This window comes from Salsuginibacillus halophilus (genome assembly GCF_003014715.1).
GTDB lineage: Bacteria > Bacillota > Bacilli > Bacillales > Marinococcaceae > Salsuginibacillus > Salsuginibacillus halophilus.
Map to the genome: position 1 here is coordinate 1 of NZ_PYAV01000022.1, position 25,500 is coordinate 25,500.

Consider the following 25,500-nt stretch of genomic DNA (forward strand, 5'->3'; position numbering starts at 1 on the left):
GCCAGGAGCATCGCTGGGTAGCTACGTGCGGCCGGGATAAGTGCTGAAAGCATCTAAGCATGAAGCCCCCCTCGAGATGAAATTTCCCATCACGTCAAGTGAGTAAGATCCCTCGAAGATGACGAGGTTGATAGGTCGGAAGTGGACGTGTGGTGACACATGGAGCTGACCGATACTAATCGATCGAGGGCTTATCCTATAGACACATTTACGAACCAAGACGCAGATCATTGTGGAAGCAGTTGTCGGTTATCCAGTTTTGAGCGAACGACGCTCAATCAGCTTGGTGATGACGGCGAAGAGGTCACACCCGTTCCCATGCCGAACACGGAAGTTAAGTTCTTCAGCGCCGATGGTAATGAAGGGGCAACCCTTTGTGAGCGTAGGACGTCGCCAAGCTGATTTATTTTTATATTATATGATATTCCACAGTAGCTCAGTGGTAGAGCCCTCGGCTGTTAACCGAGTTGTCGCAGGTTCGAATCCTGCCTGTGGAGCCATTTTTATGCTTCCTTAGCTCAGTAGGTAGAGCGCATCCATGGTAAGGATGAGGTCACCGGTTCGAATCCGGTAGGAAGCTCCATTGCAAATACTTATATGACAGGGGTTCCGGCGATTGCTGGAACCCCTTTTTACGTGGAAATAAAGTCAATTGATAACCTTAACAAGAAAACTCGAATCCATCTAAACGTCACTTCAAAACCCTTACCCCTATTATTGAAAAGGAAAATATAGTTAACGATTTCCTTATATATATAGATCTAGCTAACTTGTTGTAGTAAAATCATCAATGGTAAGTAACAAGGTGCGATAATCTATTTTGTGAAAGATTTGACCTACAAAAAGGGGTAAGAGAAATGAAGTATGTTTGGAGTGCAGCAGCGGCTGCTGCATTATTATGTCTTGGCTGTGAGAGCAGTGATTCTAAATCGCCGAATGAGGTTTCGGGGAAAAGTTCCGGGTTAACAACTGCTCACGCAGAGTCGGAGGCAATTGAAGAGCTTCAGTCGAAAGAAATAGAGCCGCGAACTTCCTCAAGTGAAACGGTTTATGAAGAAGAAGAAGCAATACATATGATTTTTGCAGGAGACGTTATGTTTGAGTGGTCGCTTGAAGATACTGTAGCCCAGCACGGTCCTGATTACCCGTTTGAACATGTGAGCGAATCTGTGCAGCAAGCTGATTATGCGATTGCCAACTTAGAAACAGCTGTAACGGATCACGCGCAGCCGTATGAAAAGATCTATAACTTTCAAGCGGATGCAGATCATTTAACTGGGCTCGTTAACGCAGGGTTTGACTTTGTTTCGCTTGCAAACAACCATACGATGGATTATCGCGAAGCAGGTCTACTTGATACTGTGGAATCTTTAGACGAAGCAGGTCTGGATCATGCAGGGGCCGGTGCTGATAAATCTGAAGCGTATGCCCCCCATACCGTTGAACTTCACGGTAAAACGATAAAAATTTTAGCTTTCTCTGAAGTTTTACCTAGTGTGGATTGGTATGCCGGTGAAAATAAACCTGGGATTGCCAGCGGTTATCAGCGTGAACGAGTGGTGCAAAAGATCGCAGCGGCAGATGACTCTGCAGATTACGTCCTCGTATATATGCACTGGGGCAATGAAGGTGAGCATACCCCGGAAGAGGCGACAAGAACGTATGCTGAATCCATGGTTAGCGCTGGAGCAGATGCTGTGGTTGGTACACACCCTCACGTCCTGCAAGGCTTTGAATTCTTTGATGATCAGCCGGTCGCTTATTCAATCGGGAATTTTTTGTTTCCGGATTATGTTGAAGGACCAACGGCTGAAACAGGCTTACTTCATTTTAAATTACAAGATGGCGATGTAGCGATGAGTTTTGAGCCGTGGCATATCGATCAAGACCAAGTTGTAGATCAAGGTGAAGCTTATCAAGGTAAAGTTATGCAGTTTTTAGCTGACCACTCGTATGGAGTGAGTATCAATGGCTTTGACATTCATCCCAAGCCGTAATTGGCGCAGAGAGGCTTCTTCAAAGATTTAAACTGTTTCTTTTCCACAAATGAAAGAGGTGCAAACGTATTTAACGCAGAAAAGGACTTCGTTCACAATTTCGGCCAATTCAGTTTCATAATGCAAGTTTTCGGAAAAGGTATAACAAGAAGCTGAAAAAGGAGGCCGTTGCAATGATTCGTACGATTTTAATGATTATAGGTTTAGTGGTAGTTATCAGCGCTATTCTTTCCATGCTTTAATTGGATTATAACTGTTAAATGGAGCATTCCCTCCAAAAAAAGAGCGCCCTGCCGGTTTCAGCAGCGCGCTCTTTTTATTATACGATATCGAGTGGCTGCTTTGTAGAGGGTGGGGGAAAAGCAGCATCGAGACGTGCGAGTTCATCATTGGTTAAGTTGATGGCAGCGGCGCGGGCATTTTCCCAGACCCGTTCGCTTTGATCTGTTTTCGGGATTGCAAAAATGTCTGAAGCCTGCACCACCCAGGCAAGTAAGATTTGCAGTGGGTCTACCCTTTGTTCATTTGCAATGCTTTGAACAACGCTATGCTCATGCACTTTTCCGCCGAGCCGACCCGCTTGCGCCAGCGGGCAGTAGGCCATTGCCGGCATACCGGCACGCCGCATCCGCGGTAACAGGTCATATTCGATGCCGCGCGAACCAAGGTGATAGAGCACTTGGTTGACGGTGCAGTTTTCGCCATTTGGAAGCGCGAGAAGTTCCTCAATATCTGCCTTATCCAAGTTGGAGACCCCCCACCGCTGAATTTTCCCTTCGCGCTTTAGTTGCTCCATACCATCAATCGTCTCCCGAAGCGGCACACCGCCGCGCCAGTGAAGTAGGTACAAATCAATTGTTTCCGTTCCGAGCCGCTGCAAGCTTTGTTCGCAGGCATTGATGAGACGTTCACCACCGGCATTGTGCGGAAAAACTTTGGAGACGAGAAAGACGTCGTCGCGCCGGCTTTCGATGGCTTTACCGACAATCTTTTCTGCGCCGCCATTTCCATACATTTCTGCTGTATCAATGAGCGTCATGCCGGCATCAATACCGGTTTGCAAAGCGTAGATTTCATCATCTTCCTTATCTTTTTGCTCACCCATGTGCCAAGTTCCTTGGCCGAGCTGAGGCAGGCGGGTACCATCAGGCAGTGTGATGGTACGGTTTTGCACGTAGTCTGTAAGTTCGGATTGGTTCAAGGGGATCATCCTTTCATACAAACGAGCTGATGAGTATATTGCTGTGATGATTACGTTTCAAAAATATTTGCTGGTATGGGTATGTAGAATTGAGAGTTCGTTGTTGAAGAGCCGGGAGCATGAGAAGGGGCAGAAGCCTCTTCTCTTTTTTATGCTTCCTTTACGTCGCTTGTGCGAAGGTTGGATTTTAACTGGTTTAATGTATCTAATGCTTTGTAGGCATCTGGCATTGTGTTAAAAATTGCACCTAAAGCGGGATCGTGGCGCCATTGGTTATTCAACGTCTGAAAAATGATAGGTTTCCGGACTTTTAAAAGGGCTGAAATTTCACACAGCGGAATGTGTCGGCTTGGATTCAGCTGCATAATTTCTTGGAAAAAGTTTTTAAACTCCACCTGGACAGCTTCCTGGTCAGGCAAGTAAGCGATCATATGCTCAAACATTTCAATTTTTCGTAATAGACGTTGGTTATCATCCAAAATAAAAACACTCCTAAGTAGAACTAAGTCATTTTTACCCGATAAAAACGTGAATTAAACTTTGTACGTAGAAAGAAATTGCTGCAAATTTTGCGGGTTTATGGCGGATAAAAAAAAGGAAGCGGACAATAAAGGTGTGTCATGATACGATAAAGAAAGCAGGTCGTTAAATCCGGCACGTGTAGGTTAGGTGAGTGTGTATGTCTATTTTATCTGTCGTTGTAACAATCTTATTTATTGCCAATTTCATTTTCGCAGGTATTATCATCTTTCTCGAGCGCCGGGATCCTGCAGCTACGTGGGCATGGTTGATGATTTTATTCTTTGTTCCGTTTGTCGGATTCATTTTTTATATCATTTTCGGGCAGAACTTAAGCCGGAAGCGGTTGTTCTCCTGGAAAGACATTGAAAAAGTCGGGATTTCTGATGTGATTGCCAATCAACTTCAGGCGATTCGTACCAACCGATTTTTATTCCAAGATATGAATGTGGAAAACAATCGGGATTTAATTTATATGCTGTTAATGAATAACGGTGCGGTATTTACCCAAGATAATGAGCTGTCGATTATGACAGATGGCCATGATAAGTTCGAGCAGCTTTTTCGGGATATTGAAGCAGCAGAGGATCATATCCATGTTCAGTATTACATATTCCGTAAAGATGCCCTTGGCGAACGGTTAATTGAAGCTTTAGCTGAAAAGGCGCGGCAGGGTGTGAAGGTAAGATTCTTGTACGATGATCTTGGCTCTCGTAGTTTATCGCGCCGGCAGTTTCGTTCCATTCTTGATTCCGGTGGAGATGTCGGGGTGTTCTTCCCTTCAAAAATCCCTTATGTAAACTTACGGTTGAATTACCGTAACCACAGGAAAATGGTGATTATCGATGGGGAGATTGGCTATACAGGCGGCTTTAACGTTGGGGATGAATATTTAGGGTTATCAAAAAAGTTTGGTTACTGGCGTGATACACAAATCCGTTTGGAAGGTTCAGCTGTTGATACGCTGCAAACCCGGTTTTTCCTAGATTGGAATCAAGCCGTGAAAGAACGAAGTCTGCAGTATGATCCGCGCTATTTTCCGGATAAAGAACCAAAAGGGCATACGCCGATTCAAGTCGTCACAAGCGGGCCAGATTCTGAGTGGGAGCAGATTAAAAATGGATATTTGAAGCTGATTACATCAGCAAAAGAGTCCGTTTATATTCAAACACCGTATTTTATTCCAGATACGAGCCTTCTCGATGCGCTCCGAATTGCGGCGCTATCCGGGAAAGATGTCCGGATTATGATTCCGAATAAACCGGATCATATCTTTGTTTACTGGGCAACTTACTGGTATATGGGTGAGTTGTTAAAAGCAGGTGCACGTTTTTATATTTATGATAACGGCTTTATGCACTCTAAAACGATGGTTGTGGACCGGAAAGTAAGCTCAGTAGGAACGGCGAATATTGATGTACGGAGTTTCCGCTTGAACTTTGAGGTTAATGCATTTATTTATCATGAAGAAACGTCCCGCCAGCTTGCGGATATTTTTGAAGATGATATGACGTATTCTTGGGAGATGACCGAGGAGCGCTATGCGCAGCGCTCACTTTGGATTCGTTTTAAAGAATCGATCTCCCGTTTATTGTCGCCAATATTGTAATTTTAAAACTCGTTGAGGCTATGTCCTGCAACGAGTTTTTTATTTGTAGTGCCCCCCGATTTTTTGTGAGCGCAGCCTTGCCTGCCCGGCCCGGGTTAAAGAAGCCGCATAGAATAACGCCCCCTCACCGTACCTTTCACAAATTTTATCGGTCGTGGCGTTTAACGCTTCCCGGTCTTCATCAAAGGTATGAAACAGTGATAACTGCTTGGCATCGTCCGGCGCGAGGCTGCTAAGGGTGACACCAGCGCTTCGCACAGCAGTAGATTCCCAAAAACGGGCACAAAGCGTTAAAGCAGCATCAGCAATGGTTCGTCCGTCAGCTGTCGCTTCTTCTAACGTTAACTGCCGATGGAAGCCGGCGGGAAGCCCTTCATGGTCATGTCCGTGCAGCGAGGCATGAATCACTGTGCCGATGCAGCGCTCCGAGCGTGTTCGGGCGGCAACTTCTTCACTCAACTCCCTGATGATGACCTTAATTTCCTCCCAAGTTTGGTAGTCGCGCGGAAGTGTCATATGGTGACCGATTGCTTTTCTTTCAACATGCGTGTCTGGATCGACCGGAGCGTCATCTTGACCCCAGGCGGTGCGCCACAGCACTTCACCGTTAATCCCCCAGCGCCGTGTAAGTTCTTCTAATGGATAGTTCGCGAGCTGACCAATAGTGCGGATCCCGATACGGCGCAGGTGATGATTCATCCGCTTGCCAACGCCGAACATATCGCCAATAGGAAGCGGCCAGAGCTGACGGGAAACCTCCTCATCGTATAGGTGAAAAATCCCGATTGGGTCGGGCTTTGCAAAATGATCACAAGCCATTTTTGCAAGCACTTTCGTGGATGCAATCCCGATGCGTACAGGAACAGCAGTGGCGGTTTCAATCCGCGCCTGCATGCGGCGGGCGATCGTTTCAGGTAAATGAACGCCTCGTGTTAAGTGAGTAATATCTGCAAATGTTTCATCAATGCTGTACGGCTCAACAAGGTCAGTAAACTGCTGCATGATTGAGGTGATTTCCACTGCTGTATCAATGTAATGCTGCATTCTTGGCCGGATCACGGTAAGGTTGGGGCATTTTGTTTCAGCATCTCTTAACGTTTCTGCTGTTTTTACACCCCAGCGTTTTGCTTCAGGACAGGCAGCGAGAATGACACCGGTTCGAATTTCAGGATCACCTGCAACAACAACCGGGTGATGCCAAAGTTCAGGGCGGTCACGCTTTTCGACCATCGCGTAAAACGACTGCATATCTAAAAGCAAAATGGCGCGTTCCATCATCATCCCTCGCTTTTGGTCAGCCTTCTCTTCCATTATATACGAACGTTAGTTCTTGTAAACGTGTAATTTCTTCCGCGCAGGTAGTAGATAACATTTGAAAATTCTGTGTTCAGTAGTTGAATCATGGTACAATGAAGTTGTTTAGCAAAGCGAAATAATTTCGTGCTGTTACATAAGGGAGTGATACATATTGAAGGGGAATCAAAACAAATCCTCCCTGATCCAGCGCTTTCCGTTTTTTTATGGCTGGGTGATTGTCTTCATGGCCGCCTGGGCTGTGTTTTTATCCGGTCCGGGACAGACGTATTCAGTGTCGATATTTATTGATGCTTACGTTGAAGAGTTCGGATGGAGTCGGTCGCTGATTTCCGGTTTGTACTCTGGAGCGACTTTGGCGTCAGGTATGTTAATGATTTTTATGGGGCGGCTCGTCGACCGTTTTGGCCAGCGGTGGATGTCAGTAGCAGCTGGTACGATGCTCGGGGTTGCCTGCTTGTTTAACAGCTGGATTATCGGCCCGGTAATGATGATGTTCGGTTTTTTTATGATCCGATTATTCGGGCAAGGGGTCATGGAACTTGTGCCGAACACGCTCATTCCCCAATGGTTTGATGCCAAGCGCGGCCGGGCTTTTGCTTTTATGGAAGTTGGCGGGTTTTTAAGCTCGGCGGCGCTTCCGGTGTTGAATGTCTGGTTAATTGCGTCACTCGGCTGGGCTGGTGCCTGGCAGGCGTGGGCGGTTGTGTTATTTGTGACTTACGTGCCGTTTGCGCTGCTTTTGGTGCGAAACCGCCCGGAAGATTACGGGATTACACCGGACACCGGTCAGCCGTTAAGGACACATGAAGATCGTACGACTGCTGAAGAGGAGAGTAGTGTTACTGGTGCAAAGGATTGGACACTGCATCAAGCTTTCAAAAGTCGGACGTTTTGGGGTGTGCTGTTTTGTATCGGTGTACCAGCCATGGTCAATACCGGGCTTACGTTTCATATCGTCTCGATTCTTGGAGAGCAGGGGCTGACACGTGGAGAATCAGCGTTTATTTTAAGTTTAATGGCGATGATCGCGTTCCCGCTTTCATTTATAGCCGGCTTTGCGCTTGAGAAGTGGGCGGTCCACCGTGTATTTGCTCTCGTGTTTGTTCTTGAGGCACTTGCGGTACTCGCCATTTGGTTCGGTGGCGGTTTTGCGGCAGCTTTAACTTTCGGGCTGCTTCGGGGGATTGCCGGCGGCTTTGGTACACTTTGTATCGCTATGATTTTACCGACGTACTTCGGCCGCAGACATCTTGGCTCCATTAAAGGGGCAGGGATGACGACAACAGTGATTGCATCTTCGCTTGGTCCGCTGCCGTTTGGTCTTGCGTTTGATACGTTTGGCGGATATACAGAAATTTTACTCGTGATGCTTACTTTTTCCTTGGCAGCAGCACTTGTATCATGGCGGAATCCAGGTCCCAAGCAGACGGTTTAAATCTATGATTAGGAGGATGACAAATGAGTTACTTAGTTGTATTAAATAAAGATGAAGATACGGTGTCGTTTATTAATCCGGCCACATATGAGACAGAGAAAGTGATTGAAACGGACTTCAATCCTCATGAAGTTGTTGTTAGTCACGATCAAAAGAAAACGTATGTGACGTGTTCACTCGGCAATGCTGTAAATATCATTGATAATGACAAGCTTGAAATTGTAAGGCGGCTTGAACATCCGGATTTCAATTTTCCTCATGGGGTGGACTTAACAAAGGATGGCAGCAAGCTTTACCTTGCTTCAACGTTCAGCGAAAAGGTTTTTATTATTGATACAGCCACAGATGAAATTGAAAAAGTATTTCCAACGTATCAAGATAAATCCCATATGATTTCTTTCAGCCCGGACGGAAGCCTCGTGTATGTGCCGAACATTGGGAGTCATAATGTTACAGTTATAGATACGAAGCGCGAAGAGGTCGTCAATCATATCCCTGTAGGACCAGGCCCGGAAGGTTTGGCGATTCACCCGAAAGGTCATCACATGTATGTAGCAAATCAAGAGGATGGTACGCTCTGGGTGATGGATACTGAAACATACGAAGTGAAGTATAAACGGCGGATAGGGGCGGTGCCGGTCCGGCTCGTATTTTCACCTGATGGCAAGTATGCGCTTATTCCAAACCGCGAATCCGGGGATTTATCGATTATTCAAACAGAGCAGGAGTTAAAAGGCGAGATCCGTCCGTGGGAAATTAAACGGATCCGCGTTGGTGTGTGGCCGGGTGGAACGGTGTTTGATCCGGCAGGGGACTATGCGTATGTCGCAAATAATAAGACAAACGACATTTCAGTTATTGATATGCATACGCTGACAGAGACAGCGCGAATCCCGGCGGGTATCCATCCCGACGGCATCGCGTACCTAAAGCGCTGAATATCCTGAAAAAGCTGCGATCGATGAGGATCGCAGCTTTTTTTTTATGTTCATTTCGAGGGAGAGGCGGTCCGTTTTTGCCCGAGTGAGCTCCACTGGAGTTGAAGCAGCTCCAACTTTGCGGGGTCTCGGTCCATTATAAGCGTGGGGCGGTCCATTTCCGCCGGAGCGATCCCTGTTTCAAGGGAGTGGCGCTTCAATTTAATTAACGGGCTTCGGCGGCGGCTTCGCGCTGGGCCGGTTCGTGTTTCGTAAACGATGGGTCTGTTTCCTGCGAACGGAAGGTGCGTGAAAAAATAAACAGAGCAATTAAAGCAACGATTCCTAGGCTGAAAAATACGTTGCTGAAAATCGCATGGTCTCCGTGGGCTGCAACTGGATTCAACGTATAGGTTACTGACTGCCAGTCGAGTACCGCACCGAAAATCGCGCTGCTGAATGCGCCGGAGATAAAGTTAAACAAATTAAACAATCCGAAGCCAACCCCGTTTTTCTCTGCGGGTAGGATGGATGATAAAAGTCCGGCTGTGGAACTTTGCACAAGCGGGAAGCCAAGGTAGGCAACAACAATCGCAAGTGCGAGTACAACAGGCAATGCTCCGGCAAATGTTGAGATGAAAAAGACGCCGGCGGTAATTAAAATAAACGCAAGACGCACAACAAAGCGGCTCCCTTTTTCATCCACAAGGCGACCGCCGTAACGGCCAAAGATGCCTGCAAGCATGGCGCCTGGAAACAGCATAAGTCCAATGCCGAGGGTGCTCATATCATACAGTTCCCGCAGCATAATCGGAATCACAAAAATTAAGCCAAACATAGCACTCGTACCTAAAAAGCTCGTTAATACTGTTGTCCGGAATGACGCATCGGCTAGGATGGCAGGGTTAATAAAGGGATCCTCTGCTGTTTTCATCCGCCAGATGAACAGCGGCACGCTGACCGCAAATAGTATAAGAAACCACGGGTTTAAGGTGGTTACATAAGATAGCAGTGAAGCTACAACGGATGCCGTCAACAATCCACCAAAAATATCAAGGCGACCGCCGCGTGTTTCTTCATGAGGAATCCACTTGCGGAAGAATGGGATGGCCAGCACAGACACGGCAGGGAATAAAAACAAATACCGCCATTCCAAAACGCCGCCGATCATGCCGCCGGCAATCGGTCCAACGCCTGATGCGAATGCGACAGTAGAGGCAATAATACCAAAAACTTTTCCTTTTTCAGAAGGAAAGAAGCGGGCAGGGATAATGAACGAGAGCGCCGGAATCGTAGCTCCGCCCATGGCCTGAAGAACTCTGGCTGCTAACAGCGTTGTGTAGTTTGGCGCGAAAAAGCCTAAAAGAGAGCCAGCGGCAAACAAAGCAATCCCGATCGTTAACAGGTTGCGGATCGGATACATATCGGCAAGCTTTCCGTACATTACAGAGGCGATCGCATATACCATGACGTAACCGGTCATGACCCAGCTCACTTGTGAGGGCATTAAACCAAATGTTTCTGAAATGTCGGGAATGGCGACATTAAACATTGTGCCGTTCATAACGGCGAAAATTAAAATAAGTGCAAGAAGCCGGATGAGTTGTTTACGGCTTTGTTCGTTTAATTCATTGTTTTGCGGCAGGGTGGAAGTAGATGTAGACATAAAGATCCCCTCTTTCGTTCTTAAACCGTGAGTCCGCGGGCAAACGTTCGGATACTTGCCTCAATAAAGCGGTCTTGGGTAACATCAGTGACAGCTTGCTGGGGTGAAGAGCCTGAGGCGATAAAATACCCGGCATTCAGCCAAAGCAATGTCATTGCATGAGCTTCAAGATCCAAATCCGGGCGGAGCCGTCCGCGGTGCTGCATCTCTTGAAAGTAGTTAATAATAAACAGCTTTAGTTGCTTAGGGTTTTCAGCGGCGGTTTCGTTTATTTCAGGCATGGTATGACGTTCGTTTAACCCGATAAAAATTAGACTTTGATTTTGTTTCATCAATTGTTGATACGTTTCACTAATTAATATCAAATCGTTTTCAAGTTGATACGTAATATGTTTGGAAAAAAGCGCTTCAATGCACGGGAGGTAAGAATGGGCATCGATTGCTGCAAGCAGAATGTTCTGCTTTGAACCGAAGTGGCGGAATATCGTCATCTCACTGACCCCGGCATGTTCAGCAATTTCTTTGGTTGTCGTGCGTCCGTATCCCTTTTCTTCCATTTGTTCAACACAGGCGCGCAAAATCGCTTCGCGCGTCGTTTCTTTTTCTGCCATGATTGATCCTCCGAACTGGTAGTTAGCACTCACTAACATTTAGCGTATATAAAAATATTTCGTGTGTCAAAAGAAAGAGTATTGCGACTTCCGCTGGTGTATATATTAAAGCCCGAAGCTGCACTATACAGCTCCGGGCCGGGCGGATTATTCGTCGTCGCCGTTATCCTCATCATCATCGTCATCCATGACATCGTCGTCCTCGTCGTCCATGTCCTCATCATCCATATCGTCGTCGCCGTTTAAGTCGACATCAATTGCAATTTCTTCACCAATGGATTCACCGGCTTCATCGGTTGCAGCATCGAAATGGAAGTGCAGGTGCTCGATGTCTTCAGGGGACTCTTCAACAACGTACACAACGTGACCACTGTCTTCAGATGTTTCTGCCATTTCGCCACCAACACCGTCAGATTCTAAAACATCAGGGCTGTACTCTTCGTCGCCTTCGTTCACAGAGACGTAAGATTGGTCAGAATAGAAGACTGCGTATTCATCCTCGGTATTTTCAACGTGAATGTTCGCAACGATTGCTGCCTCGCCGTCTTCATGATCTGTTTCGTAAATATTAATGTAATCAATGTTTACGTCAACACTCCCGGAAGAGCCTTCAGCTTCAATGTCATCTGCTTCATGGACACTGTCGCCAAGGAAATCGATGTCATAATCACCGTCTTCAGCCTCGTCAGCTTCGTCAATATCTTCATCATCTAAGCCTTCATCGTCATCGTCGTCTTCATCGTCGTCTTCATCTTCATCATCATCGTCATCCATGTCTTCATCATCTGCATCTTCAGTTTCTTCTACATCTGTGTCGTCAGTATCGTCCATGCCTTCATCAGCTGGTTCCTCGCCATTACAAGCTGCTAGAACGAGCACAGAAGCCATACCAAAAGTTAGTGTGAATTTTTTCATATTATTGTTCCCCTTTCGTCACTTATAAACAAAATGTCCTATATCATCGTAGAAATCTTTTTCCCATAAAACTAGAGATTCAAAATCATTTCGAAGATTTTACAAATTACAAGTTATTTTTTGATAAAAATCAGGAATAGTGGCTCATTTATTTCGCATGTCGAAAGATTTTGGCCGTCTTTAACCGAGAGGCATAGCCCGTAGAAAGACTCTTGAATTGTCATCGGTATGATCTCAACATCCGCACAGGAAAACCCTCCCGCTCGAAAGACAGAAGGGTTTTAAGAACAAAGTATTGAATTCTACTGTTAAGCAGAAATGTTTTATGCTTTGTTGAGCTTTGTTTTACCTTCAAGTGTGACAAGGTTGAAGTTTTTGTCTTCATTGTTATCAACACTTGAGACAACAGCTTGTCCGGTGTAGGTCCCATCTTCCGTTTCAAACTGGAAGTTGCGGTGGATGTTGTCGCTTAAGGATTCAAATACGATCCCATGGTTATCCACGCCGCGGAGTTCGGCTGTCCACTGGTCACCTTCATTGTTTAACTCACCGGATTCAAATTGCAGCTTCTCATTATCTGCGGTACGAATTTCATCAATTTTCATGTAAGAGCCTCCTTTAATCATCAACTGGTACTTAGAATTGTTTCCCGTAACTTTTAAGGCTAAAACTAAGAAAGTCAGGGACTTAAGCATGAAGCGTTATAACGGTCGAAATCGCACATTCTCGATTTAAAAGAGTTATGGTAAGATGATATGGTGAGTTTTTGTGTTTAAATGCAAGTCTCAACATAGAATAATGAAAGATAGGCGTACATTGCGTACGAAGAAATGGAGCGTATGTTTTGTGTTTATAGATATTGACGGGGTCCGCATTCATTACCACAGGTCCGGTGAAGGACAAGATGTGGTGTTGCTGCACGGCTGGGGAGCAAATATTCAAGCATTTGCACCGGTGCACAACAACCTTGAAAATCATTTTACAGTTTGGTCGATTGACTTTCCGGGTTTTGGGGAAAGTGAAGAACCGCCGGAGCCGTGGACGGTGGGTGATTATACGGAATTGATTCGAAAGCTGTTTGTTGAACTTGGTATTGAGCAGCCGGTATTGGTTGGTCATTCATTTGGCGGTCGGGTTTCTATTAAATATGCGGCAGCTTACAAGACAAAGAAGGTGATCCTTGTGGATAGTGCCGGCGTAAAGCCGAAACGAAAACCTTCTTACTATGTGAAAGTTTATAGTTATAAAGCATTGAAACGAGGGTTAAACCTTCCTTTCCTTCGTCGTTACCGGGATGACATTTTAATGAAAGTAAAAGGTCGGGTAGGATCTTCTGATTACCAACAGGCTTCAGGTGTGATGCAGCAGACGATGGTTAAGGTTGTGAATGAAGATTTACAGCATCATATGCCGCACATTCATGTGCCTACATTGCTCGTTTGGGGCGAAAATGACGAAGCAACGCCGGTATCAGATGGTCAAGTGATGGAAAAAGCAATTCCGGATGCAGGTCTTGTCGTTTTAAAAAATGCCGGACATTATGCGTACTTAGATCAGCTGCAGCAGTTTCTCCGCATCTTAGATCACTTCCTGCAAGACGAAAAGGAGGAGGGTGCAGCGAATGGTTAACTTAATGATGTTACTCTTTTTTGCAGCTTGGGCTTTATATATCACTTTGCGTGTACGTAAAGGGGTGCACATGCTGCAGTTAAATGCTTATCGTAACGAGCGGTTCCTCCGCTGGGCTAATCAAAACCGTTTCCGGGCCTTTCCGGTAACGTCCTTTTTCGCGCTGGCCGCGTTGATCGCTTTCTGGCTCGCACCGTGGGCAGGTTTTCTAATTGGCGCACTCATTTATGGTTTAGCATGCTATTTCAGACCGAAAACACAGGAAAAGAAAAAGCTTGTGTATACGTCGCGGGTTAAACGTCTGCTTGTCACAATCGGTATACTACACGTTGTGCTTGTTTCAGTTTCCTTTTGGATCAGCGCAGGTGAAGAGAGCAGTCTGATCTGGACCTTGCTTCTCCCGGTGCTGGCTGCGATTGGCAGTTACTTATTCATTCTTGTTGGTAATTTTGTGAACTGGCCGATCGAGCGCCAGATTAATCAATACTACTTCAATGATGCAGAAAAACGGGTACAATCCATGCCGGACTTAGAAGTGGTCGGTATTACCGGAAGTTACGGCAAAACAAGTACAAAGCACGTTTTAGAAACCGTGCTTTCCGCCCGCTACAACGTTTTAATGACACCGGAGAGTTACAACACGAAAATGGGTGTGACAAAAACGATCCGGACGATGCTTAAACCGTATCACGAACTGTTTATTGCTGAAATGGGAGCCAAGCAGGAGCATGATATTGAAGAAATCTGCGAGCTTGTTCATCATAAATACGGCATTTTAACAGCTGTAGGTGAGCAGCACTTGGAAACGTTCAAGTCCCTTAGCAATATTCAAAAGACAAAGTTTGAAATTGTAGAAACGCTGCCACATGAAGGGACCGCTTTTTTAAACAAAGATGATGAAAATATTATGAGCTACGAACAGCAGAATAAATGCCGGACCATTTACTACGGTATCGATGCTTCGGATCTGCATTATCGTGCCATGGATATATCATATTCTTCTCGCGGTACTGCTTTTACAATTTTAAAGTACGATGGTTCAACGGTAGAAGTCGAAACGAAACTTCTCGGACGGCATAACATTTACAACATCTTAGCTGCTGTAGCTGTTGCATCAGAAAAAGGGATGGACCTTGAAACAATTGCCCGGGCGCTGAGAACATTGCAGCCGGTAGCGCACCGCCTGGAATTGAAGAAGTCCTCCGGCAATATCACGATTGTAGATGACAGCTTTAACTCCAACCCGGTGGGGGCCGGCATGGCGCTTGAAGTGCTCGGCAGTATGCCGGAGAAGAAGGTGCTTGTAACCCCGGGAATGATCGAACTCGGCGAAAAAGAGTACGAATTGAATAAAGCACTGGCTGAAAAAGCAGCAGATGTATGTGATTATATTATTCTAGTTGGTCAAAAGCAGACAGCACCCCTGCAGGATGGATTGCAGGAGAAAAATTATCCGCAGGATCAGTATTATGTAGCAAGTGACCTGCAGGATGCGCTCGAGCGTATGCAGCAAATCGCAACAGAGCCGTCTGTTGTACTGCTTGAAAATGACCTGCCGGATACGTTTAACGAATAATCCAGCAATAAGGAGGTACGGACCGCATGAAAACAAGAGTCGGCGTATTTTTTGGTGGCGTCTCGGTTGAGCATGAAGTTTCTGTTATTTCTGCTTTACAGGCGATGCAGGCCATGGATCAACAGCGCTATGAGCCGGTCCCGGTTTATATTGCAAAAGACCGCACGTGGTACACCGGGGACGTTCTCTTTAATATTGAGAATTTCAAAGATTTAAAGCAGCTGCTTCAAGATGCACAGAAGATAACCGCGGCAAAAGGCGAAGAAGGTGCTGTGCTGCTTCAGAAAGATCCACAGCCGAAGTTTGGTAAAAAGACGGCCGCTGAAATTGATTTTGCCCTGCCGGTTGTGCACGGTACTTTTGGTGAAGACGGCGTACTGCAGGGGATGTTTGAATTGTACGATCTCCCGTATGCCGGCTGTGATGTGACAGCTTCAGCGGCAGGGATGGATAAAGTGAAAATGAAGCAGGTTCTTCGTGATCAAAAGGTGCCTGTACTTCCGGAAGTGTGGCTCTATACATCGGACTGGGCCGAGAACCGTGAAGGATGGCTTGAGCAGATGGAAAGCATAGCAGGGTATCCAGCGATCGTGAAACCGGCAAACTTAGGCTCAAGTGTTGGTATTGGGACAGCTTCTAACCGTGCAGAGCTAGAGGACGCCGTGGAAGAAGCATTTCAGTTCACAACGAAAGTGATTGTTGAGCCGATGATTCAAAATATGCGTGAAGTGAACTGTTCGGTGCTGGGAGACTATGAAAGCGCAGCGCCATCGGTCATTGAAGAAGTCTTGAAAACTGAAGAGATTTTAAGCTACCAGGATAAATATCAAGGGGGCGGCGGTGCCAAAGATGGCGGCAGCGCTGACCCGCAAAAAGGCGGAAGCAGCGGCGGTATGGAAAACACTGACCGGATCATTCCGGCTGAAATTGCCGAAGAAAAGCGCGAGACGGTTGAGGATCTGGCAGTGCGCACCTTTAAGGCGCTCGGCTGTAACGGCGTTTCCCGCGTGGATATTATGATGGACGAAGATACGGGCCAGGTTTATGTAAATGAAATCAACACGATCCCAGGCTCGCTATCATTCTATTTATGGGAGCCGGCAGGAAAAGACTTCACACAACTTACGCATGAGCTCATTCAACTCGGGTTAAAGCGTAAGCGTGAACGGGAGCGTCTCACGTTCTCCATTGACTCCAACTTATTTGCGATGCAGGGCGGCGGAGCTAAAGGAAGTAAAAACGGAAGCAAAAGCTAACTGAAGCCTGCTGCGGATGCCAATCTGCAGCAGGTTTTCTATTTAAAAAATCGTTGTTTTAGCCGGTGTGAAAGGGTGTTGTGCAGTAACATGCAATCAGGTTAACGAGCCGCAAAAATGTATGAATCATTTTAAAAATAAAAATTCAAATCAACCCTTGCAATTACTTGATAAGATAGCTATAATATAATTTGTCAGCGGGACAGACCGCATCACTTAGACAAAAAAGGCCCGTTGGTCAAGTGGTTAAGACACCGCCCTTTCACGGCGGTAACAGGGGTTCGAATCCCCTACGGGTCACCAATATGGAGGGGTAGCGAAGTTGGCCAAACGCGGCGGACTGTAAATCCGCTCCTTCGGGTTCGGCGGTTCGAATCCGTCCCCCTCCACCATAACGAGCCATTAGCTCAGCTGGCAGAGCATCTGACTTTTAATCAGAGGGTCGGAGGTTCGAATCCTCCATGGCTCACCATTTGCGGAAGTAGTTCAGTGGTAGAACACTACCTTGCCAAGGTAGGGGTCGCGGGTTCGAATCCCGTCTTCCGCTCCATTTTGTTGATAAGTCCATTCGCCTTTTATAAAGTAAGCCCTTGAAGTAAACCCACTTCAAGGGTTTTTTATATGACATAGATACATAAAGAACGCGCCCTGGTTTATGAGCCCGGGCGCGAAGTTTGGATGGGACATCTATAACGAAGCAGCACATGGATAAGAGTGACACGGTTGTCCACCTTGAACCAGTATTTCATCGTACTGATTAAGCAGTTCATCCAAGTGATGGCTTAAACGGATCATTTCTGGAGAAGTTAAAGAATCCTGTTTTGACGTTTCGTTCAAGGCATTCCTTAAGTCTTCAATTTCAGCACATAGAGCCTTGATCTTCATGGCTCTGAGACACCTCCTTTCAAATGCAACTGCGCCTTTGTGGAAATTATACCCTGTAACAATTTGGTTCAAACTTACTTTATGATCCCAAATATCCATGATTTTCTGAATAATTATGATATAATAAGTGTTGGTCTATTTAGGCATTGATAGATTTTTAAGCTGTGCCGGGCCTTTGGTCACCGATGAATTGCAGGTGGAGGTGGATATTGATGGAAGATGATATTCACGTAAGTATTGAAGAAGTAAGGCAGGGAAATGATCAGGCGTATCGTGCGATCGTTGATACATATACGGCTCCGATCTATTCTCATGTCTGCCGGATGACCCACAATTCACATGAAGCACAAGAAATTGCACAGGAGACGTTTTTGCGTGCTTATATCAACTTAAACCGCTATGATGTCAATCGCAAGTTTTCAACGTGGCTGTACCGGATTGCAACGAATTTAACCATTGATCGCATCCGCAAGCGTAAACCGGACCTTTATTTGGACGCTGAGCTTCCTGAAAGCAGCGGCATGAATGGTTACAATGCAGTAGCTGCCCCTGTTGTGTGCCCGGAAGATAAAGTGGTGCAGCAGGAATGGCAGGAGCAGGTACGGCATGCGGTTATGGCACTTCCGCCCAAGTACAGAAAAGTGATTTTGCTGAAGTATATGGAAGACTGTTCTACCGAAGAGATCAGCTGTCGCCTGCAGCTGCCGGAAAATACAGTGAAAACCCACGTTCATCGTGGGCGTGAAGCTTTGCGAAAACAGTTCATCAAGGTGGAAAGTTTATAAGGTACATGAAAATTTGTGCTAAAGCGGGCTGCACTGCCTGCTTTCCGGTGACAAAAACTTTTATAAACAAACTATTTTTTGTAACTTACATATATTTGTTATTTCGATCAACTTCATAATAAGAGAAATTATATCCCTCAATGTTCACTTCTTCATTTCAAGAAGGCTGAAATGGGGGATTTTGTGCTATAATGAGATATAAGTGCATTTGGCAGTTTTGTGCATGCGCTCCACTAAAAAACTGGAGGCTCAGATATGTTTTTTGGGCAAGACTTACAATTTTTCAGCCTGCTCGGTCAGGCTATAGATATACTGCTTGTTGCCTTTGTTGTTTATAAGCTGATTACAGTCATCCGAGGTACACGGGCGGTCCAGCTCGTTAAAGGGATTACAGTCATTTTGCTTGTATGGTTTTTAAGCAGTTTCTTTGGCTTGCGTACCTTGCAGTTTATTATGTCGCAGTTAGTTACATATGGTTTGCTTGCGATCATTATCATCTTCCAGCCCGAATTACGCCGGGCACTTGAACAGCTCGGGCGCGGGCGCTTGTTTCAGCGGGCCGGTGATCAAGAAGAAGAGGATGCTTTAAAGACGATCGAGGCAATAATCAAATCTGTTCGTTATATGGCGAAACGCAGAATCGGTGCGTTAATTTCAATTGAAAATGAAACCGGTATGAACGATTATATTGAAACCGGCATACCAATGAATGCAAAAGTAACCCAGGAACTTTTGATTAACGTTTTTATTCCAAACACCCCGCTTCATGATGGAGCAGTTATTATGCGCTCAAATGAAATTTCAGCAGCTGCCTGCTATCTGCCGCTATCGGAGAATCCGTTCATCTCTAAAGAACTAGGCACAAGGCACCGGGCCGCGCTTGGTATCAGTGAAGTAACAGATTGTTTAACGATTGCAGTCTCTGAAGAAACCGGCGGGATCTCTGTCACTAAAAATGGCGATCTTCACAGAGATCTAGATGAAGAAACGTTACGCAGGATGCTGGAGACCCAGCTGCTTGGTGAGTCAAAGAGTGCTCCGGCACCGCGCTGGAACTGGGGAGGGCGCAAAAATGGATAAGATGTTTAATAATCATTGGTTTGTCAAATTCATCTCCTTGTTGATTGCGTTTATGTTATTTATGATGGTGAACATGGATGACTTCAACAATCAAGCCGGGGTACTGCCGACGGTTAACGAAGGCACGTTAAATTTAGAAGATGAAGAGATCACAGCTTATTATGATGAGGAATCATATGATTTAGTTGAATTAAATGAAACGGTAGATGTACAGTTAACAGGTCCCCAAAGCGCACTCCGGTTGTTTCAGATCACCCAGGGTAACTACGAAGTGTATGTAGACCTTGAAGACCGGGGGGCAGGCGTTCATCATGCGACTGTCGAGCACCAAGGGTTTCCAGCAGAGCTTGGAATCTCAGTTGTTCCTGAATTTGTGCGCGTCGAACTTGAAGAGCGGATGACCGCATCTTTACCGGTTAATGCCGAGTTAAACAATGAAGAAGACATGGCACCTGGCTATGAAGCTGAGACGCCGGTTGTTGAACCAAGTGAAGTTGAAGTGACCGGGCCGCGCTCTGTTCTTGATGAAATTGAAGATGTATATGCTTTTGTTGATATGACCGAAGCCGACAGTGACGTTACCCAGGACGTAGATGTGGTTGTCTACGGCGAGCTGGGCAATGAACTTGAAGTGGACATTGTACCGGAAAGTGTAGAAGTTACAGTACCTGTCACAACTCCTTCGGTTACAGTGCCGGTGAATTTAACCCGCGAAGGTGAGCTTCCGGAAGGGCTTGGAATTGAAGATATTGCGCTTTCGCCAAATGAAATCACGTTGTATGGACCGCTTGATGTGATTGAAAATATTGAAACACTTGATGGTGTTGTTTTAAACTTAGATGACGTTACCGAATCGGGCACGTATGAACTTGATGTTCAAGCGCCGCCGGGCGTTGAACGTGCAGAGCCGGAAACGGTTGAGGCTGACGTGGAAGTTGCGGAGGAAGATAACCGTGATTTCTCCGGCGTTCCCATTGATTTCAGTGATGTACCAGATGATGCTGATTATTCGGTTGAGGCACCGGAAGACCAAGCTGCAGATGTAACGTTGTACGGTGCTGAAGAGTTTTTATTAGGAATGGACCGAAGTGATTTTCGAATTTATGTCGATGAAGATACAGCAGATGAAGACAACGAGGAATGGCCGATTCAATATGACGGTCCTGAGGAGACGCGCCATGAGCTCTCCCCGACTGTTGTCGAAGTAGAATGGAATGAAGAAGACTAGCCGGAGGCTGGCAATTTGAAGGAGAGATGCACGTATGGGCAAGTATTTCGGAACAGATGGCGTACGGGGCGTAGCGAATACAGAGTTAACCCCGGAGCTTGCTTTTCAGCTCGGGCGCGCCGGCGGCTATGCATTAACTGAAGGTCAGGAGAAAGCGAAAGTTGTCGTCGGACGTGACACCCGGATTTCCGGAGAAATGCTCGAAAGCGCCCTTGTGGCAGGTTTATTGTCTATTGGCGTTGAAGTCATGCGCCTTGGAACGCTCTCAACACCAGGTGTAGCGTATTTAACCAAAGCGTTAAGTGCTGAAGCAGGTGTGATGATTTCTGCTTCACACAACCCAGTCGAAGATAATGGCATTAAATTTTTCGCTAAAAGCGGTCATAAGCTAAGTGAAGCAGCAGAAGAGCGGATCGAAGAACTGCTTAACGAAAGCGATGAACTACCACGCCCGACCGGTGGTAGTGTTGGGAATGTGAGCGACTACTTTGAAGGCTGTCAAAAGTACATGCAGCATTTAAAGCAGTCGGTGGAAGAAGACTTCTCCGGCTTGCACATTGCGCTTGATTGTGCGCACGGAGCCGCGTCTTCACTGGCACCGCGTTTGTTTGCTGATCTTGATGCAGAAATCTCCACGATGGGGAACAATCCTGACGGAATCAACATCAATGATGGCGTCGGTTCAACAACCCCGGGACCGCTTGCAGATTTCGTGAAGGAAAAAGGCGCAGATGTCGGTCTTGCTTTTGACGGGGATGCTGACCGTCTCATTGCTGTAGACGAGAAAGGAAATATCGTTGATGGCGACCGGATCATGTTTATTTGTGCAAAGTATTTAAAAGAAGAAGGTCTTTTGAAAAAGCAGACGCTTGTTACTACAGTAATGAGTAACCTCGGCCTTTATAAATCACTTGAAGCTGAAGGTATTCAAACAGCACAAACCCCTGTAGGAGATCGTTACGTTATGGAAGAAATGATTGAGAATGACTATAACTTCGGCGGTGAACAGTCGGGTCATATCATTTTCCTCGATCACGTAACGACAGGTGACGGTATGATGAGCGCCCTGCAGCTTGTTAACATTATGAAGGTGAAAGGCAAGTCTCTTTCAGAGCTTGCAGCAGAGATGCAGAAATTCCCACAGAAGCTTGAAAACGTCCGTGTTGTTGACCGCGATGCGATTCACACAAATGAGGCGATTCATGCAGAAATCCGCGAGATTGAAAATGAACTCGGTGATCAAGGGCGGATCCTGGTACGTCCATCCGGTACCGAACCACTCGTGCGCGTGATGGCTGAAGCAGAAACCGAAGAAAAATGCGACCGCTATGTTGAGCGTGTGGCTCAAGTGGTGCGCAGTCATATGGGCGTTACTGCCGAATAGAGGTTTGTCGTAAGCACCGGTGCAGCACAAATTTCGTGCAGCCGGTGCTCACTTATGACGTACATTTTTTAGTGACAAGGCATAGGATAAAGCAGTGATGTTTACATGTCGAAAGCAGCGGGAACGTCCTCGGTGTGGCACAGTTTTGGCTGGGTCGTTTTTCGTATTGACCGGCTGAATAAGGAAAGATATGCTTAAAGAAACATTTATTAATGGAAGGGAGGTCGGCGACAAGTTCATAATCAAAGCGCCTGGACTGTCCGCGGACGAAGCAGCTGGACAGTTGACGAGGAGGAGGTTCATCGATGATCGGCGGATGCCTCCCGGTTGCAAGCCACAACCGTAAGCACAAGAGGGAAAACAGAAAGGTGACTTTCTGGACAAAGCCTTGTGCGCTGGCACAAAAAACGATGATAAAGAGCGGGGCAGCAGGTGCCCCGTGCATCTCGCTGCCTCAATTAACAGGAGGATGACGAGATATGTGTGGAATTGTAGGATATATTGGAGAACAGCAAGTGCCGGAGATTTTGCTGAAAGGTTTGGAAAAGCTTGAGTATCGCGGTTACGACTCCGCAGGCATTGCCGTCGCTCAAGAAACAGCAGCGGATGTATATAAAGAAAAGGGCCGGATCGCAACACTTCGTGAGGCTGTAGATCAAACAGCCGCAGGTACAGCAGGTGTCGGTCATACGCGCTGGGCAACCCACGGCGCACCGAGCAAGACAAATGCCCACCCGCACCAAAGTACATCCGGCCGCTTTACGCTTGTGCATAATGGTGTTATTGAAAACTTTGAAGAGCTGAAAGCGGAGTACCTTCCGGAGACAGCGCTTGTCAGTGAAACCGATACTGAAATTATCGTGCAGCTGATGGAACATTTAGCAGGTGAACTAGGCGATATCCCGGCCGCCTTCCGGAAAACGCTCAGCCTGTTGAAAGGTTCTTATGCGATTGCGCTGCTTGATAGTGAAGATCAAGACACCATTTATGTCGGCAAAAATAAGAGCCCGCTTCTCGTAGGTCTGGCTCAAGACGGTAATGTTGTCGCATCTGACTCGATGGCGATGCTCCACGTTACGAAAGAATTTGTCGAGCTTATGGACCAAGAAGCGGTGATTGTAACCCGCGATGCGCTAACGATTACAAACCTTGAAGGTGAAGCGGTACAACGTGACTCCTTTATCGCTGAACTTGATGAAAGCGACACAGAAAAAGGAACGTACGCGCACTTTATGTTAAAAGAGATTGATGAGCAGCCGTTTGTCATCCGTAACATTATTCAAAAGTATCAAGATGAAAACGATGATATTAAACTCGATCAAGAAGTGCGTAATGCCTTAAACGAAGCGGACCGCTTGTACATTATCGCAGCAGGCACGAGTTATCATGCCGGCCTTGTCGGTAAAGAACTAATGGAAAAGGTAGCCGGTAAGCCGGTGGAAGTCCATATTGCAAGTGAGTTCATGTACAACATGCCGCTTCTAAGCGATAATCCGCTCTTTATCTTTATCTCTCAAAGTGGTGAAACTGCAGACTGCCGCGGGGTGCTGGTTAACGTAAAAGAACAGGGATATAAATCTCTTACAATTACAAACGTACCAGGGTCTACCCTTTCCCGCGAGGCAGACTTTACGCTGCATACGTATGCCGGCCCGGAAATCGCAGTGGCTTCAACGAAAGCATATACTGCACAGATGGCGGTATTATCGATTCTCGCAATGGACGGAGCGCGAGCAACTGGCAGCAGTGAAGAATTCAATGCAATTCATGAATTAAGCATTGCCGCAAACGCGATGGAAACGCTTTGTGATCAAAAGAACATTATGGAACAAATCGCCCGTGATTATCTATTTGATGCCCAAAGTTGTTTCTTTATCGGCCGTGCCTTTGACTACCATGTCGTGCTTGAAGGAGCGCTTAAGCTGAAAGAGATCTCCTACATTCAAGCAGAAGGATTTGCCGGCGGTGAGTTAAAACATGGTACAATCGCTTTAATTGAGGACGGCACGCCGGTTGTTGCGCTAAGCACACAGGAACACGTAGATGCCAACATCCGTGGCAACGTACAAGAAGTTGCAGCCCGCGGCGCCAATACGTGTGTAATCAGCACGGAAGACACACAAAAAGAAGGCGACGAAGTTGTACTTCCGAAAGTACACAACAATTTAACACCCCTTGCTTCGGTTGTGCCGATGCAGCTGATCTCTTACTATGCAGCATTGCACCGCGGCTGCGACGTTGATAAGCCGCGTAACCTTGCCAAGAGTGTAACAGTCGAATAATCACAAATTTATAAATGTGTGCTTGTGTCCACCTAAAACTCTCACTTTCCATTTTGAACTCCCACGTTCCAAAGTGAAACTCGAGTTTCCAAAGTAGGATCAAGCGCCAGCCATATCGCGGCCCCTGAATCAGCCATCAGCGGGTCGCGTTCTTTATCATTTTTCGGCCTTTTCTACCTCCCTCAGAATCTTTTTCAAGCCTATTCTCATGCGATTTTTAGCGTTTTTACCTGACTTCCTCAAGCCTTCTGTCCACCTAAAACTCTCACTTTCCATTTTGAACTCTGGTTTTCCAAAATGAAACTCGAGTTTCCAAAATTGGATCAAGCGCCACCCAGATCGCGACCCCTGAATCAGCCATCAGCGGGTCGCGTTTTTTATCATTTTTCGGCCTTTTCTACCTCCCTCAGAATCTTTTTCAAGCCTACTCTCATGCGATTTTAAGCGTTTTTACCTGACTTCCTCAAGCTTATCTCAAGCCTGGGTTTTTTCGGTGTTTTTCGGGTGAAAATTGGCGGTGATTTTGGAAAGAGAGAGTTCTACTTTTCAAATCCTTTCAAGCCCATAAATGGGATTTATTAGTTAAATTTAGAGGTTATTTTGGAAAGCGAGAGTTCTAATAGAAATTGTGGATAAGTGGGGTGAAAGAGGGGTTAAGGCGAGGTGTGGCAAGGGTTGTGGGGGATTGGGGGTTTTGGAAGGTGAGAGTTGTAGTGGGACATAGTAGTGGTAAGGGGGGAACTTATTAGATGCTAATCAGCATTGTGTGCTGATTAGCTATTCAATTTTTAGCACAGTTATGGGGTGCTATAAAAGAAATAACTCGTGTAATATAGAGAAGCAAGGGGAGTCAATTGTAAAATTAGCTTTATCACGAGTAGTGGGGAGGGGTGTTTGTGACAAAGAAAGGCCTCTTATTGGGCGCAGGCTTCTCTTATGATTTCGGGATGCCTCTAGTGAAAGATGTAACTGAAAAATTTTTTGAAATTCTAAATCCAACACGTATAGATGAATATCAAATGGTATGGAAAGGAGCGAATCCCTACGGATCTGACTACCCCATTGACTCTCAAGCAGTGGATGACATTGTTAACATTTTAAAAAAACATCAAGTGTATATTGCAAAATAGAAGTGCAAAGTTATGAAACGAAAAAGTACATAACGCTGCAGAGCAGAAAAACATAAAAAAAAGACTTGCCAGCCCCAA

The 25,500-nt window shown here is 46.1% G+C and carries 21 protein-coding genes, 6 tRNA genes and 2 rRNA genes; 21 read left to right on the top strand and 8 right to left on the bottom strand.

Annotated elements, in window-relative coordinates:
- From B0H94_RS14670 to B0H94_RS14690, 5 genes are all read left to right on the top strand, one after another.
- A 23S ribosomal RNA gene (locus tag B0H94_RS14670) occupies positions 1-199 on the top strand; the annotation flags it as partial.
- Between the two features lie 83 nt (positions 200-282).
- Positions 283-399 (top strand): 5S ribosomal RNA (gene rrf, locus B0H94_RS14675).
- Positions 400-425: 26 nt separating this feature from the next.
- Positions 426-500 (top strand) — tRNA-Asn (locus tag B0H94_RS14680).
- Between the two features lie 7 nt (positions 501-507).
- Positions 508-583 (top strand) — tRNA-Thr (locus tag B0H94_RS14685).
- 274 nt (positions 584-857) lie between these two features.
- Positions 858-1,997, top strand: coding sequence for a CapA family protein (locus B0H94_RS14690; RefSeq protein WP_106590015.1), 1,140 nt, complete (start codon positions 858-860; stop codon positions 1,995-1,997).
- A gap of 319 nt (positions 1,998-2,316) precedes the next feature.
- Here B0H94_RS14690 and B0H94_RS14695 read toward each other — a convergent pair whose 3' ends face one another.
- Both B0H94_RS14695 and B0H94_RS14700 read right to left on the bottom strand, forming a co-directional pair.
- Positions 2,317-3,207 carry an aldo/keto reductase gene (locus tag B0H94_RS14695; RefSeq protein ID WP_106590016.1) on the bottom strand — a complete coding sequence of 297 codons (891 nt, stop codon included), beginning with the start codon at positions 3,205-3,207 and terminating at the stop codon, positions 2,317-2,319.
- Between the two features lie 140 nt (positions 3,208-3,347).
- Positions 3,348-3,677: a hypothetical protein gene (locus tag B0H94_RS14700; RefSeq protein WP_106590017.1), complete on the bottom strand. Its 330-nt coding sequence runs from the start codon at positions 3,675-3,677 to the stop codon at positions 3,348-3,350.
- Between the two features lie 200 nt (positions 3,678-3,877).
- Here B0H94_RS14700 and cls point away from each other — a divergent pair, with 200 nt between their 5' ends.
- On the top strand, positions 3,878-5,326 hold the full coding sequence (gene cls, locus B0H94_RS14705; protein ID WP_106590018.1) for a cardiolipin synthase: 1,449 nt from the start codon (positions 3,878-3,880) through the stop codon (positions 5,324-5,326).
- Positions 5,327-5,365: 39 nt separating this feature from the next.
- Here cls and B0H94_RS14710 read toward each other — a convergent pair whose 3' ends face one another.
- The gene (locus B0H94_RS14710; RefSeq protein WP_106590033.1) at positions 5,366-6,604 is read right to left on the bottom strand and encodes a DNA polymerase IV; all 1,239 of its coding nucleotides are present in this window, start codon (positions 6,602-6,604) and stop codon (positions 5,366-5,368) included.
- 190 nt (positions 6,605-6,794) lie between these two features.
- On the opposite strand from B0H94_RS14710, the gene B0H94_RS14715 reads away from it, so the two are divergent.
- A complete protein-coding gene (locus B0H94_RS14715) occupies positions 6,795-8,078 on the top strand; it encodes an MFS transporter (RefSeq protein WP_245894080.1) in 1,284 nt (427 codons plus the stop codon).
- A gap of 23 nt (positions 8,079-8,101) precedes the next feature.
- Positions 8,102-9,016, top strand: coding sequence for a YVTN family beta-propeller repeat protein (locus tag B0H94_RS14720; protein ID WP_106590019.1), 915 nt, complete (start codon positions 8,102-8,104; stop codon positions 9,014-9,016).
- A 205-nt stretch (positions 9,017-9,221) separates the two neighbouring features.
- On the opposite strand, the gene B0H94_RS14725 is transcribed toward B0H94_RS14720, so the two are convergent.
- From B0H94_RS14725 to B0H94_RS14740, 4 genes are all read right to left on the bottom strand, one after another.
- On the bottom strand, positions 9,222-10,661 hold the full coding sequence (locus tag B0H94_RS14725) for an MFS transporter (RefSeq protein WP_106590020.1): 1,440 nt from the start codon (positions 10,659-10,661) through the stop codon (positions 9,222-9,224).
- A gap of 20 nt (positions 10,662-10,681) precedes the next feature.
- Positions 10,682-11,272, bottom strand: a complete 591-nt coding sequence (locus B0H94_RS14730) for a TetR/AcrR family transcriptional regulator (protein WP_181315439.1) — start codon at positions 11,270-11,272, stop codon at positions 10,682-10,684.
- 147 nt (positions 11,273-11,419) lie between these two features.
- Complete coding sequence (locus B0H94_RS15330) at positions 11,420-12,187, bottom strand: hypothetical protein (RefSeq protein ID WP_181315440.1); 768 nt, start codon at positions 12,185-12,187, stop codon at positions 11,420-11,422.
- 323 nt (positions 12,188-12,510) lie between these two features.
- Positions 12,511-12,792 (bottom strand): hypothetical protein, encoded by a 282-nt coding sequence (locus tag B0H94_RS14740; protein ID WP_106590022.1) that lies wholly within the window; start codon positions 12,790-12,792, stop codon positions 12,511-12,513.
- 241 nt (positions 12,793-13,033) lie between these two features.
- Between B0H94_RS14740 and B0H94_RS14745 the strand changes: the two genes are divergently transcribed.
- The 7 genes from B0H94_RS14745 (at position 13,034) to B0H94_RS14775 (ending at position 17,198) form a co-directional block, all read left to right on the top strand.
- Entirely contained in the window at positions 13,034-13,816 is a 783-nt protein-coding gene (locus B0H94_RS14745; protein WP_106590023.1) for an alpha/beta fold hydrolase, read from the top strand.
- A complete protein-coding gene (locus B0H94_RS14750) occupies positions 13,809-15,392 on the top strand; it encodes a UDP-N-acetylmuramoyl-tripeptide--D-alanyl-D-alanine ligase (RefSeq protein ID WP_106590024.1) in 1,584 nt (527 codons plus the stop codon). The genes B0H94_RS14745 and B0H94_RS14750 overlap by 8 nt, the downstream gene beginning before the upstream one ends.
- Positions 15,393-15,418: 26 nt before the next feature.
- A complete protein-coding gene (locus B0H94_RS14755) occupies positions 15,419-16,648 on the top strand; it encodes a D-alanine--D-alanine ligase family protein (RefSeq protein WP_106590025.1) in 1,230 nt (409 codons plus the stop codon).
- 228 nt (positions 16,649-16,876) lie between these two features.
- Positions 16,877-16,951 (top strand) — tRNA-Glu (locus tag B0H94_RS14760).
- A 4-nt stretch (positions 16,952-16,955) separates the two neighbouring features.
- Positions 16,956-17,040 (top strand) — tRNA-Tyr (locus tag B0H94_RS14765).
- Positions 17,041-17,044: 4 nt separating this feature from the next.
- Positions 17,045-17,120 (top strand) — tRNA-Lys (locus B0H94_RS14770).
- A gap of 3 nt (positions 17,121-17,123) precedes the next feature.
- Positions 17,124-17,198: transfer RNA gene (locus B0H94_RS14775), tRNA-Gly, on the top strand.
- Positions 17,199-17,335: 137 nt separating this feature from the next.
- On the opposite strand, the gene B0H94_RS14780 is transcribed toward B0H94_RS14775, so the two are convergent.
- Entirely contained in the window at positions 17,336-17,533 is a 198-nt protein-coding gene (locus B0H94_RS14780; protein WP_106590026.1) for an aspartyl-phosphate phosphatase Spo0E family protein, read from the bottom strand.
- Positions 17,534-17,745: 212 nt separating this feature from the next.
- Between B0H94_RS14780 and sigW the strand changes: the two genes are divergently transcribed.
- The 6 genes from sigW to B0H94_RS14810 all read left to right on the top strand — a co-directional run bounded on the left by sigW (position 17,746) and on the right by B0H94_RS14810 (position 25,422).
- Complete coding sequence (gene sigW, locus B0H94_RS14785; protein ID WP_106590027.1) at positions 17,746-18,318, top strand: RNA polymerase sigma factor SigW; 573 nt, start codon at positions 17,746-17,748, stop codon at positions 18,316-18,318.
- 255 nt (positions 18,319-18,573) lie between these two features.
- Entirely contained in the window at positions 18,574-19,398 is an 825-nt protein-coding gene (gene cdaA / locus B0H94_RS14790) for a diadenylate cyclase CdaA (RefSeq protein WP_106590028.1), read from the top strand.
- Positions 19,391-20,626, top strand: coding sequence for a CdaR family protein (locus tag B0H94_RS14795; protein WP_181315441.1), 1,236 nt, complete (start codon positions 19,391-19,393; stop codon positions 20,624-20,626). Before cdaA ends, B0H94_RS14795 begins: the two co-directional genes overlap by 8 nt.
- A 34-nt stretch (positions 20,627-20,660) precedes the next feature.
- Positions 20,661-22,010 (top strand): phosphoglucosamine mutase, encoded by a 1,350-nt coding sequence (glmM, locus tag B0H94_RS14800; RefSeq protein WP_106590030.1) that lies wholly within the window; start codon positions 20,661-20,663, stop codon positions 22,008-22,010.
- A gap of 479 nt (positions 22,011-22,489) precedes the next feature.
- Positions 22,490-24,292, top strand: a complete 1,803-nt coding sequence (gene glmS, locus B0H94_RS14805) for a glutamine--fructose-6-phosphate transaminase (isomerizing) (protein WP_106590031.1) — start codon at positions 22,490-22,492, stop codon at positions 24,290-24,292.
- A gap of 896 nt (positions 24,293-25,188) precedes the next feature.
- Positions 25,189-25,422, top strand: coding sequence for a hypothetical protein (locus B0H94_RS14810; protein ID WP_106590032.1), 234 nt, complete (start codon positions 25,189-25,191; stop codon positions 25,420-25,422).
- Positions 25,423-25,500: the final 78 nt, after the last annotated feature.